The organism is bacterium (assembly GCA_021372515.1).
Classification (GTDB): Bacteria; Gemmatimonadota; Glassbacteria; order GWA2-58-10; family GWA2-58-10; genus JAJFUG01.
Map to the genome: position 1 here is coordinate 1 of JAJFUG010000155.1, position 12,237 is coordinate 12,237.

The following is a 12,237-nucleotide window of genomic DNA, read 5'->3' on the forward strand; positions in this document are numbered from 1 at the left end:
TTTCAGCCCCGGCCGTTTCACGTTCGATTACACGCTGCCCTGGCGGGAGGCTCAGACAGGTGCGGCCCCCCAAGGCAACAACGGCGGCCTGTCAGCCGCACGAGGCTTGGCTTTAACCCAGGATCGAGTCATTCCGATACGAACACTGTGTTCGCCCATAACATTCTATGCAAAAACCTAACCGGACATTGCTGGGATCGAGGGGGATTCAATCCTGAGTAATCGGGCCCGGCGCGCCGTGCCACTACAGTCCATATCTTAGCCGGAAAAAAGGAGAGAGTCTTGAGCCGCGTGCTGCTGGTCAACCCCAACCGTTTCGTCACCCCGCCCGTGCCGCCGCTGGCCCTGGAGTACCTTCAGGCGGCCCTGGAGGCGGCCGGCCACACCACCCGCATCGCCGACCTGACTTTCGCTCCCGACCCGGAGGCCGCCCTGGCCGCTGCCGTGGAAAGTTTCCGCCCCGCATTGGCCGCGGTCACGGTGCGCAACGTGGACAGCGTGCTCTACCTGGGCAACCGCTTTTTCCTGGACGAGATGAAGCCCCTGATCGCCCGGCTCAAGGCCGAGGGCGTGATAACGGTCCTGGGGGGCGCGGGGTTCAGCGCGTTTCGCGGCACAGCCCGTCAGTACCTGGGCGCGGACTATGGGATTGTCGGCCCGGGGGAGCGAGCCCTGCCCGCGCTGCTCGCCGCCCTGGAGGCTGGCGCTCCGCCGGAGAATCCCCTTCTGGATGGCTGGGCCGCAGGGATCGACCCGGCGCTGGAGGTCACGCAGCGCGGCCGGGATATCGATTACCCGGCCTACCTGTCCCAGGGCGGCCTGGCCGGGTTCGAGACCCAGAAAGGCTGCCTGGGTGGCTGCGCCTACTGTCCGGAGGCGGGCGGACGCATGCTCTACCGTGACCCGGCCGCCGTGGTGCGCGAGCTGCAACACCTGACCGGACTCGGGATCAGCGAGTTCCACCTCTGCGACTCGGAGTTCAACCAGAACCTGGAGCACTGCTACGGTTTCCTCAACGCCCTGATCGCGGCCCGGCTGCCCCTGCGCTGGGCGCTCTATCTTAAAAGCACACCGGCCGAACGCGAGTTGCTGCGCCTTCTGGCCGCCAGCGGGGCCTGGATGGTCACCCTGAGCCTGCCCACCGGCGACAGCTCCTGGCCGGAGCATGCCGCGCACCTGGGCTCCTGGTGCCACGAGTTCGGGCTGCGCCTGGCGGTGGATTTCCTCTGCGGCCTGCCCGGCGACACGCCCGCGGGCATACGGCGCGACCTGGAGCGCCTGCGCCAGGTGGGAGCGCAGAGCGTGGGCCTCAACAGCGTGATCCGCCTCTACCCCGGCACTCCAACCAGCGAGTCCCTGGTGCGGGACCCCGATGAAACCCCGTTCCTGCGCGGGCCGCTTCAGGACAACCCCGGCTGGCTTGTCCCGGCGTTCTACCACCGGATCGGGCCGGAGGATTTGAAAGAGCTGGTGGGGGATGACCCGCTGTTCAAGGTCGAGGGCTTCGAGAGCGGCTCCAATTACCAGCGCGTTTGAGCGAGACAAAAACGGCACTTCGGGAACGGCCGCCCGCGGGCGGCCGTTTCGCGTTTCTTCGGGAACAACCGGCCGATCCGGATGTATTGTATCCTGCACCTGGGGCGCCTGCGCCCGGGCAGCCTCCGCGCGCCCATTCCGAAAATAATCCGTCCGGCTCTTGACAGGCCCTCTTGTTTGTTCTAATTTAAGATATCCTTATCCTGATATGTTTTTAGTATCATCCTTTCATCACCAGCGGTTCCGATTCAGATATTCACGCCACCGGTTTCCCCGCGTGGACAAACTCACACCCGCCTGCCCAGGCCACCGGACTGTCCGGAGACAGCGGCAGGCACTTTCTGTCCGGTAAGGAGCAAAGCCATGAGCATGTTCTGCTATCAGTGCGAACAGACCGCCAACGGTGCGGGCTGCACCTCTTTCGGTATCTGCGGCAAAGACCCCGAGACCGCGGTCTTCCAGGACCTTCTGGTCCAGGTGACAAAAGGAGTGTCGCAGTACGCCCACCACGCGCGCCGCCTGGGCGCCTCCGACCGTGAGATCGACCAGTTCGTCATCGAGGCGCTGTTCACCACGGTGACGAACGTGAATTTCGACCCGGCGAGTATAGAGGTGTTCATCCGCCGGGGCGCGGCGGTCAAGGCGGGGGCGCGCGAGTTGTACCTGCGGGCCTGCCGTGGGAAGGGTGTCCAGCCGGAGGCACTCGGCGGACCGTCGATATGGGAGCCGGCCGCGGACAAGTCGGGACTTGTCTCCCAAGGCCTCGAAGCCGGGGTCGAAAGCCGCCGCCGTCAGTTCGGGCCGGATGTCTCGGGCCTGCAGGAGCTGATCCTCTACGGCCTGAAAGGCATGGCCGCCTATGCCGATCACGCCCGGATACTGGGGAGCGAGGACCCGGCCGTGTACGCGTTCTTCCACGAGGCCCTGGATTTCCTGGCCGGCAATCCCTCGGATGTGGACTCACTGGTGAGTATGGCCATGCGCACCGGGGAGGTCAACCTGCGCGTGATGGAGTTGCTGGATGCGGCCAACACCGGGGCTTACGGCCACCCGGAGCCAACCCGCGTGCGTGTCACCCCGCGCGCCGGCAAGTGTATCCTGGTCTCGGGCCACGATCTGCGCGATCTGCAGGCCCTGCTCGAACAAACCGCGGGCCAGGGGATCGACATTTACACCCACGGCGAGATGCTCCCGGCCCACGGCTATCCCGGGCTCAAGAAACACCCGCACCTGGCCGGCAACTACGGCGGCGCGTGGCAGGACCAGCGCCGTGAGTTCGAGGAGTTCCCAGGTGCAATCCTGATGACCACCAACTGCATCCAGAAACCCAAGGAAAGCTACCAAGCGAGGATTTTCACCTGCGGACTGGTCCAGTGGCCCGGGGTGACCCACATCGCGGACCGCGATTTCGGCCCGGTGATCCAGGCCGCCCTGGCCGCGCCGGGGTTCAAGAAGGACGAGGCTCTGAAAGAGATCACCGTGGGCTTCGCGCACAACGCGGTGCTGGGCGTGGCGGGCAAGGTGATCGAGCTGGTCAAGGCCGGACGGATCAAACATTTCTACCTGGTGGGCGGCTGCGATGGGGCCAAGCCGGGGCGCAACTACTACACCGAGTTGGCCGAGAAAATCCCCTCCGACTCGCTGATCCTCACCCTGGCCTGCGGCAAGTTCAGGTTCAACAAGCTCGAATTCGGCGACATCGAGGGCATCCCGCGCCTTCTGGACATCGGCCAGTGCAACGACGCCTACTCGGCGATACAGATCGCCCTGGCCCTGGCCAAGGCGTTCGGCTGCGGGGTGAACGACCTGCCGCTCTCGATAATCCTGAGCTGGTACGAGCAGAAAGCGGTCTGCATCCTGCTCACCCTTCTGCATCTGGGTATCAAGAACATGCGCCTGGGCCCCAGCCTGCCGGCTTTCATCGGCCCGAACGTGCTCAAGGTGCTGGTGGAGACTTTCAACTTGCGGCCGGTCTCAACGCCGGAGAAAGACCTGGCCGGGGCGTTGGCTTAATGTCACGGCGTGCCGCGCCCCGGTCTTGGAAAGCAACGGCCTGATTGTAGCGTAGAATTGTATCTCCGGGTGTAGGGGCGACCGGCCGGTCGCCCCTACGTTTTTTTGACCGGCTTTTTGCCAAAGCGATAATTAATTTCTTGCCGTCCTTTCGGTCTTGCCCAGCAATGTCCGGTTAGGAACTTGCAGTGAGAAGCCGAAAGACCCTTTTCTGCTTTGGTTTCGGTCAAAGCAGCAAAGCCAGCGGGGGCCGCTTGCCTCGTCCCAACCGCGACACTATTTCTGACTATAGTGTTCGCAAAGCATCGATTCCGCTGCCGCGTTGCAGCGGCGGCGCTGCCGCGAATCGCCGCCGAACCGCGGAACTATTTCCGGCCGGGCCGCATTACGCTCGATTGCACGCTGGCCTGGCGGGAGGCTCAGACAGGTGCGGCCCCCAAAGACAAAACCTGCGGCCTGAAGCCGCCTTAAGGTTAAATCGCGCTTTTCCCTACGCGGCCGCAGGCCGCCGGGAGGCCGTATGTCCGAGCCTCGTCAAAGGAGCGGAGCAAATGCCGCGTGCACACCGAACGGAGGCAAAGCTCCAGCGGTCCGGCGGGCGGTCAGCGCCAGCGTCGCCCACACCGCAGGCAGCATGCAGAACCCACGTGCACACCACGGGTTCAAAGAACGTGAATGCCGGGGCGAGTTTACGGCCCCCCAATGGCTTCTGGTTCTCTTGGCCGTAACCCAGAGAACATAAAGAGCCTTTCGGGCACGGCGCGCCGTGCCCCTGCGGCTTGCTCCCGCCATAGCGAAGCGGCCGTTTTGAGAATGCAACAGCACGTTACTATCGTGCCCCCCTCTTCTCTTGCCTCAGGCGGCCCGCGGCTGTAATTTAGGCCCTGTACCGGTACTTAAAACGAATATAGACAGCCAACACCAGAGACGGGGCTTGCGGGATATGCGACGGTCAAGAAAGCTGTATGCGGTCATTTTCGCGCTGGCGGCGCTGGGCCTGGGCCTGGCCGGCTGCGCGGCGCTCAAGAAAGGCGACCCGGCGGGCTACGGCCCCCGGGCGCTCAGCTATGCGGGCTATGATTTCAGCGTGCTGGAGGGGCAACGGATCGTGCTCGATCCGGGCCACGGCGGACGCTACAGCGGCGCTATCGGCCCGGGCGGGCTGACCGAGAAAGAGGTCAACCTGGCCGTGGCGCTGATCCTGCGCGACCTGCTGGCAGGCTACGGCGCCCGGGTGAGCCTCACCCGCAGCGTGGATGCCGACCTCCTGCCCGCCGGGGCCAGCGGCCCGCTACACGCCGACCTGGCCGCCCGGGTGGACAGCGCCGACTCCGACAGCGGGATGATTTTCCTTTCCATCCACCACAACAGCCCCGGCGCTCCGGGCAGCCACTACAACGCCACCGAGACCTATTATAAGCGCGGCGACACCGGACCCTCGCTCGACCTGGCGCGTTTCATCCACGCACGCCTTTCGGCGGACCTGGGCCTGAGCCGCAAGTACCTGCGTCCGGGCAACTATTATGTCCTTCGGCACAACGACCGCACCGCGGTCCTGGGCGAGGCGAGCTACCTGAGCCACCCAGGCACGGAATCGAAACTGCGCGGCGCCGCGGCCCGTCAGCTGGAGGCCTATTCCTACCTTCTGGGCCTGGTCGACTACCTGAGCCGCGGGGTGCCGCTGGTCGAGGACCTTACCGTGGGCCCCGGCGCCCCGGCGCAGGAGCTTCAGGCGCGCCTGAGCGCCGGCGTGCGGGATGAGCTGCGCGGCGGCGGGATCGACCCGCAGGCGATCGAGGTCACGGTGGATGGCGCTCCGGTGCCGTTCAGCTACGACCAGTCCCGTGGCCGCCTGGACGCCACCCTGGAGGGCCTGCCCAACGGCAATCACCTGGCCGCTGTGCGGGTGCGCAACCTGCGCGGCAACGCCGCCCGCGAGGCCCTGGCCCAGTTCCAGGTGGCGGTGCCCCCGGCGCACGTGGAACTATCCTCCAGTCTGGGCCGTGTCCCGCTGGATGGGGTGACTCCGGTCAAGTTCACCGCCCGGGTTTCCGACCGCCGCGGCCTGCCGGTGGCGGACAGCACCTGGGTGCTGTTCGAGTTCTCCGACCCCAACCTTCCCCCGCGCACCGTTCTCACCTCCGGGGGGCGGGCTTTCTGCGAAGTGATTCCCGCGGCCAACCACAACCTGAGCGTGACCGCCTCCTGCGGGGATGTCAGCGGCACGGCCGGGGTGGAGATCGGACCGGTCCAGGCGACCGTGCTGGTGCTTCAGGTGGAGGACAGCCGCGGCGGCTTGATCCGCGGCACGGCCCGGGTGAGCTTTCCCGGCGGCGGAGTGTTCAACTGTGACGCCGAGGGCTGGCTGAGCCTGGCGGGCCTGAGCGGCGGCCCCTGCCCGCTCGTGGTCGAATGCCCGGGTTACGTGCCCCAGGCGCTGAACCTGGAGCTGAGCGCAGGGCGCGGATTTCTGGAGCGGGTGCGGCTCGTGCCAGCCCTGGGCGGGACGCTGCTCGGCAAGAGGATCGCCCTCGACCCGGCCGCGGGCGGAGAGAGCGCGGGCGAGACCGGAGCCCTGGGCACGCGCGAGTCGGATGTCAACTGGCGGGTCTGCGCCTACCTGCGTGATTATCTGGAGCGCGCCGGGGCCACGGTGCTGGTTACCCGTCAGTTCGAGGAAGGAGCCGGGGCCTGGGAGCGGGTCAACCGGAGCGAGGATTTCGACCCGGCGGTGCTGGTCTCGGTGACCCATTCCGGCGCGGTGAGCAAAAAAGCCCCGCGCGCGGCCACGGTGGTCTACCACTACCCGGCGAGCGAGGAGGGCCGCCGTCTGGCCGTCCTGGCCGCGGTCAACCTGAAAGGCTTCGCCGGCTGTCCCTGGCGCGGCGCGGCGGGCGGCACTCAGCGCCTTATCCAGCAGGTGAGCTGCCCGGCGGTGCTGGTGTGCGCCGCTTCCCTGGCCGACACTGTCGCCGAGAACCTCCTGTCCTCCCCAGCCGCGTGCCGGGCCGAGGCCCAGGCCGTGTTCGAGGCCCTCGCGGTCTGGTCCGGCTGGACCCCCGGGGGCGACAACCCGCACCTGAGCGGACGGGTGAGCGACGGCCACGGGCACGTGGTGCCGGAAGCGCTGGTCTGGCTGGACAGTTGGCTGCCCACCCAGACCGACAGCCAGGGACGGTTCCTGTTCCAGAACGCCGGGCCGGGCGGCCACAGCCTCACGGTCGAGGCCGGGGGACGCTGCTACGGCCCGCAGACCGCCACCACCGGGCACCGGGCGGAAATCCTGCTGGGGGGCGATTAAACCGTCTTCTCTTCGGAGGTGCGCATGCATAAACATTTTGCAGCCTTGACCGCCACAGTCTTACTGTTTGCCGCAGCCGCCTCCGCTTTCGCCCTGACGCAGACCCCGCTCGGCCGGGCCGGGATCAACCTTATCCCCTACCCGCAACAGGTTCGCCTGATTGGTGAGGACTGCGCCCTGCACGGCCCCCTGGCAGTCGTGCTCGACCAGTCGGCCGCGAGCGCCGAGGCCCGTTTCGCGGCGGAGGCACTCTGCCGCGGCCTGTCAAAGGATTGGGGCCTGGACTGCCGGGTCGGCGAGGCCCAGCCCGGAGTGCAGACAGTCAGCCTGAGCCTCACCGGGGCCCCGGAGAAAGTCGGCCCCCAGGGCTATGTGCTGGAAAGCTCGCCGGAGGGGCTCACTGTCCGGGCCAACACGGCCCAGGGGTTATTCTACGGAGTACAGACTCTTCTTCAGTGTGTTGTCCAGCGCCGCGAATCACCCGCCGTGCCGGGGCTTGTGATCGAGGACTGGCCCGATATCGCAGTGCGCGCAGTACACTACGACACAAAACACTTCCAGGAAAAAGCGGACTATGTCGAGGGCTTCATCCGGGTCCTCGCCCACTACAAGATCAACATGCTGATCTGGGAGTGGGAGGACAAGTTCGCCTACCGCAGCCACCCCGAGATCGGCGCTCCGGGGGCGTTCACCCCGGAGCAGATGCAGGCTTTCACCCGCCTGGCCGCACAATATCACATCCAGCTCGTGCCGCTGGTGCAGGGTCTGGGCCATGTGAGCTATATCCTCAAGTGGCCGCAGTATCACGATCTGCGCGAGATACCCGCCTCCAACTGGGAAATCTGCCCGCTCAAGGAGGGGAGCTACAGGCTGCTGTTCGACCTCTGGGACGAGGCCATCGCGGCCACACCAGGCAGCCGCTACCTGCACGTGGGCACGGATGAGACCTGGGAGCTGGGCACAGGCGCCGTCTGCGGCTGCGCGGAGAAAGCCCGCGAGATCGGGCGATACGGGCTGATGCAGCTTTTCCTGCACCGCGTGGCCGAACACGTGACGCAGAAAGGCCGCCAGGTGATGAGCTGGGGCGGCGAGTTCCGCCCGGGCGAGAAAGCCGCGCCACCAGCCGGGCTGATCACGTTCGGCGAAGGCCGGGATGAGGACCGAACGATCGAGCAGGCTGGCTACCCGCTCTGGTTCTACGACCCTAACCCCGGGATCGAGCACCTGTTCCTGCCCTACCTGTACCGTCTGGATGACACGGGCCGCGAAGCGCCCGGCTGCCTGGAGCTTTCGGCCAAGGCCGTGGGGGCGGCCGCCCGCAGCGGCCTGTACGATGGGATCGTGGCCACGAGCTGGAACTGCTCCGGCGTGCACAACCAGGGCTGGATGCTGCGCTATGTCACCGCGGCCGAGTACGCCTGGAGCGGCGGCCAGCCGGGCTGGGAGGAGTTCCGGGAAAGGTTCTTCAGCAACTACTACGGCCCGCGCTCGGTGGATGTCCAGGAGTTGTACGGCCTTCTCAGCCGGGGCAGCTATTTCTACATGGAATCGTTCGAGCGGCGGGTCTGGCACTGGGGCGAAGTGGGTAAGACCCACCTGCCCGACCTTCCGCGCGACGACCTGGAATACGACCCGTTCTGGAACACGCAGTACCGCGAGCGGGTGGAGAAAGCCAGGGCCATAATCCCGTTGATGCGGCGCGCCCGCGCGCTCTGCCGTCTGAACATGCAGGCCGGGGCGGCCAACTCTTACGATTTTGAGCTGTTCGGCTGCCTGGCCGATCTTTTCGAGCATACGGCGCGGGTCTACCTTATGCTCTCGCGCCTGGAGCGCACAGTGGGCGAAGCCAGCGAGCTGCACTTCGCCGACCACGCCGCAGCCCGGGCCAAGCTGATCGAGGCCGCGGGCATGGTCCGGCAGAGCCTGGACAGCCGCGACGCGCTCTATGCGCGGATCAAGGCCACCTGGGAGAAAAGCCAGCTTCCCAAGGGCATGTCCACGCCCGAGAAAAAATACCTCCACGCCCGGGACCGTCAGCACAATTTCGCCAACCGTCGGCCTGACCTGTCGTTTATGCTGTATGACGAGGAAAAGCTGGGGCTGGAGGACTACCTCGCCAAGCTCAAGGCCTACATCGACTGGTACGGCCGCGCCTGGCCGGATGCGCTGAGCGGCGGCCAGGGGAAAGCCACCGCGGGGGGTGATATGGAGGAGGACGACGACTTGTAGGGTGGCTTTGCACCGAACTGATTATAAAAATGTTGGGGCACGCCATGCCGTGCCCGAAAGGCTCTTGCGTTCTCTTGGTTACGGCCAAGAGCAGGACCAGACGCCACTGGGGGGCCGGGGGGGGGCAATACTTCTGTTTTTGCCTATATGCGGCCGCCAAGGACGCCGCTTTGTCTTTGGGGGCCGCACCTGTCTGAGCCTCCCGCCAGGGCAGCGTTCAGCAGCGAGTGAAAAGGCCAAGCTTTCGACTGCTTCACGGTCCGGCGGCGATTCGCGGCAGCGCCGCCGCTGCATCGCGCGAGCGGTATCAACACTCCGTAAACACTTAAGATCGAAGCGGAGGCGTGGTCTGGACGAGTTTGCGGCCCCCGCTGGCTTTGCTGCTTTGGCCGAAACCAAAGCAGAAAAGGGTCTTTCGGCTTCTCACTGCAAGTTCCTAACCGGACATTGCTGGGCAAGACCGAAAGGACGGAAAGAAATGCCGGGCGAACACAAGGTTCACCCCTGCGAAAGGCAAAGTCTTCTGTCGTAGGGGCATGGCATGCCGTGCCTTTTTTTCAAATCCCCCTCGGTTGGGGATTCGTTCAACCAAGACGCAAAACAAAAGGGGCGGGTCTTAGACCCGCCCCTACATCTATATTCGTGTATCTTTTCCTACCGTCCGCCCGTCCTCAGTTCAGGAACGACTGCAGGGCGCGGCTGCGCGAGACATGCCGCAGACGGCTGATCGCCTTTTCCTTGATCTGGCGCACACGCTCGCGGGTGATCCCCAGCACCGAGCCGATCTGCTCCAGGGTCATCGGTTCCTGGCCGCCCAGCCCGAAATACAGGCGCAGTATCTTGGCCTCGCGGTCCTTGAGCGTGCCCAGCGATTCCTCGATCGCGCTGGACAGGGCGTTCTCGAACGCACTCTCGGCCGGCCCGCGGTTATAGTTATCGGGCAGGTAGTCGAGCAGCCGGTTGTCCTCGCCCGGGGTGAGCGGGGCATCCAGCGACAGGTGCGACTGCGAGATCGAGAGGGTCTTGCGTATCTCCTCCAGGCTGATGTCCATGCCCTCGGCGATCTCCTCCACCGTGGGCTTGCGGCCCAGCTCCTGGGTCAGCATGTTGCTTTTCTTGCCGATCTTGTAGAGCGTGCCGGCACGGTTCAGCGGCACGCGCACGATCCGGCTCTGCTCGGCCAGGGCCTGCAGGATCGCCTGGCGGATCCACCAGACCGCGTACGAGATGAACTTGATGCCCTTCGTCTCATCGAACTTGTGCGCTGCGCGAATCAGGCCGACATTGCCCTCGTTGATCAGGTCGGCCAGCGAAACCCCCTGGTTCTGGTATTTTTTGGCCACGCTCACCACGAAACGCAGGTTGCTGCGGGTCAGCTTTTCCAGGGATTTCTGGCAGCCTTTCTTGATTGTTTTGGCCAGCTCGATTTCCTCTTCCCGGGTCAGCAACGGGTAGTTGCTGATCTCCTTGAGATATAGGTCGAGCGACCCTTCGTCGAAGTAAGACTTTTTCTGCTGATTCGCCTTCATTTATTCACGGCTCCTGGCTCATCTGTATAGCTGTGAGACAAACAGCACATTTTCCGGCGGGTTATTGAATCAATTGCGCAATCCTGTTGAAACGGGGCAGGTTGCGAGCGCTGTCCCAGGAGAAATATAGTATCAACGGCCTTCCCTTGATCAGATCGCGGTCCACGAAACCCCAGAACCGGCTGTCGCTGGAGGTGTCGCGGTTGTCGCCCAGACAGAAAAATTTGCCCGCCGGCACCACCAGCGGCCCGAAATTGTCGCGGGTCGGGTGGCTGCGCGGATCGTCAATTCTGTCCGGGTCGGCTCCCTCCACTAAATAGTCGAGCTGCCAGGCGAACTTATTCGGCTCGAACAGACGGTTACGCTCACAGCGCACCTCGGGGTCCACATGCTGCGCGTACGGCTCATCCTGGCGCACCCCGTTCACATAGAGCACCTTGTCCCGCATCGCCACCGTGTCGCCGCCCACGGCCACACAGCGTTTCACATACTCCTGGGTCCGGTCGAGCGGGTACTCGAACACCAGCACATCCCCGCGCTCGGGCCGCTCGTAGCCGGGCAGACGGAAACTGGGCAGTTTCACCCCGGTGAACGGCACCCGGCTGGGAGATTCCGAGCCGAAAACAGCCTTGTTCACCAGCAGGAAATCACCCGGCAGCAGCGTGCGCTCCATCGAGCCGGAGGGCACGTGATAGGCCTGGAGCAGGAACGGCCTCACTATCAGCAGAAAGAACAGCACGCCGAAAAGGGTCGACTTGACCCACTCGCCCAATCCGGGAGCCTTGGCCGACGGCTCGCTTTCCTGCAACTGCTCTTCCACGCCCCCGCCTCGGTCCGGCCCCGCGCTACTGGATTATCCGCCCGATCCGGTCGAAGCGCGGAAAATAATGCTCTTTGTCCCACGAAAAGTAGATCACCAGTGGCCGCCCGAGCACCAGGTCCCGGTCCACGAAACCCCAGTAGCGGCTGTCGTAGCTGTCATCGCGGTTGTCGCCCAGACAGAAATAGGCGCCCTGCGGCACCACCAGCGGCCCGAAATTGTCCCGGTTCGGGCAATACTGCGAGCCATCCTCCGGGCGGGCCAGATAGCGCGCCTGCCACGTGTAATCCGGGCGGGAGAACATCCGTTCGCCCCGGGGCTGCACGGTCGGGTCGACATGCCGCACGTAGGGCTCGTCCTGTCGCACCCCGTTCACGTACAGGGTCTTGTCCCGCATCTCCACGGTGTCCCCGGCCAGACCCATGCAGCGCTTGACATAGGGCACGCTGCGGTCGAACGGCGGCTCGAGGACTATTATATCCCCCCGCTCGGGCGCCGAAAAACCCGGCATGTGGAAGCGTGGCAGCTCCGTCTTGGTCAGGGGCAGCCGCTGGGGGGTTATCCCGCCGTAGGAGAGTTTTTCCACCAGTAGCAGGTCACCGGGCAGGATATTTTTCTCCATCGAGCCGGTGGGCACATAATAGCCCTGCAGAACGAACGGCCGCAGCACGAGCAGGAACAGCGCCAGGGCCACACCCAGGGTGCGGACCGATTCCAGCGCCAGGCGCCGTCCCCGGCCGACCGGGGTTTTTATATTTTGAGACGCTGTTTTCTTTTTCATCCTCACCCTCACCCTTTCTACCCCGCTT

Annotated in this window: 7 protein-coding genes; 4 read left to right on the top strand and 3 right to left on the bottom strand. The window is 65.0% G+C overall.

Annotated features, from left to right (window positions below):
• Positions 1–291: 291 nt before the first annotated feature.
• The 4 genes from LLH00_14510 (at position 292) to LLH00_14525 (ending at position 9,079) form a co-directional block, all read left to right on the top strand.
• Positions 292–1,536 (top strand): cobalamin-dependent protein, encoded by a 1,245-nt coding sequence (locus tag LLH00_14510; GenBank protein MCE5272488.1) that lies wholly within the window; start codon positions 292–294, stop codon positions 1,534–1,536.
• 369 nt (positions 1,537–1,905) lie between these two features.
• On the top strand, positions 1,906–3,549 hold the full coding sequence (gene hcp / locus LLH00_14515) for a hydroxylamine reductase (protein MCE5272489.1): 1,644 nt from the start codon (positions 1,906–1,908) through the stop codon (positions 3,547–3,549).
• Positions 3,550–4,492: 943 nt separating this feature from the next.
• On the top strand, positions 4,493–6,850 hold the full coding sequence (locus LLH00_14520) for an N-acetylmuramoyl-L-alanine amidase (GenBank protein ID MCE5272490.1): 2,358 nt from the start codon (positions 4,493–4,495) through the stop codon (positions 6,848–6,850).
• A 24-nt stretch (positions 6,851–6,874) separates the two neighbouring features.
• Positions 6,875–9,079, top strand: a complete 2,205-nt coding sequence (locus LLH00_14525) for a beta-N-acetylhexosaminidase (protein MCE5272491.1) — start codon at positions 6,875–6,877, stop codon at positions 9,077–9,079.
• A 671-nt stretch (positions 9,080–9,750) separates the two neighbouring features.
• On the opposite strand, the gene LLH00_14530 is transcribed toward LLH00_14525, so the two are convergent.
• The 3 genes from LLH00_14530 to lepB (LLH00_14540) form a co-directional block, all read right to left on the bottom strand.
• The gene (locus tag LLH00_14530; GenBank protein ID MCE5272492.1) at positions 9,751–10,608 is read right to left on the bottom strand and encodes a sigma-70 family RNA polymerase sigma factor; all 858 of its coding nucleotides are present in this window, start codon (positions 10,606–10,608) and stop codon (positions 9,751–9,753) included.
• 61 nt (positions 10,609–10,669) lie between these two features.
• Entirely contained in the window at positions 10,670–11,428 is a 759-nt protein-coding gene (lepB, locus tag LLH00_14535) for a signal peptidase I (GenBank protein ID MCE5272493.1), read from the bottom strand.
• Between the two features lie 25 nt (positions 11,429–11,453).
• The gene (gene lepB / locus LLH00_14540) at positions 11,454–12,209 is read right to left on the bottom strand and encodes a signal peptidase I (GenBank protein ID MCE5272494.1); all 756 of its coding nucleotides are present in this window, start codon (positions 12,207–12,209) and stop codon (positions 11,454–11,456) included.
• Positions 12,210–12,237: the final 28 nt, after the last annotated feature.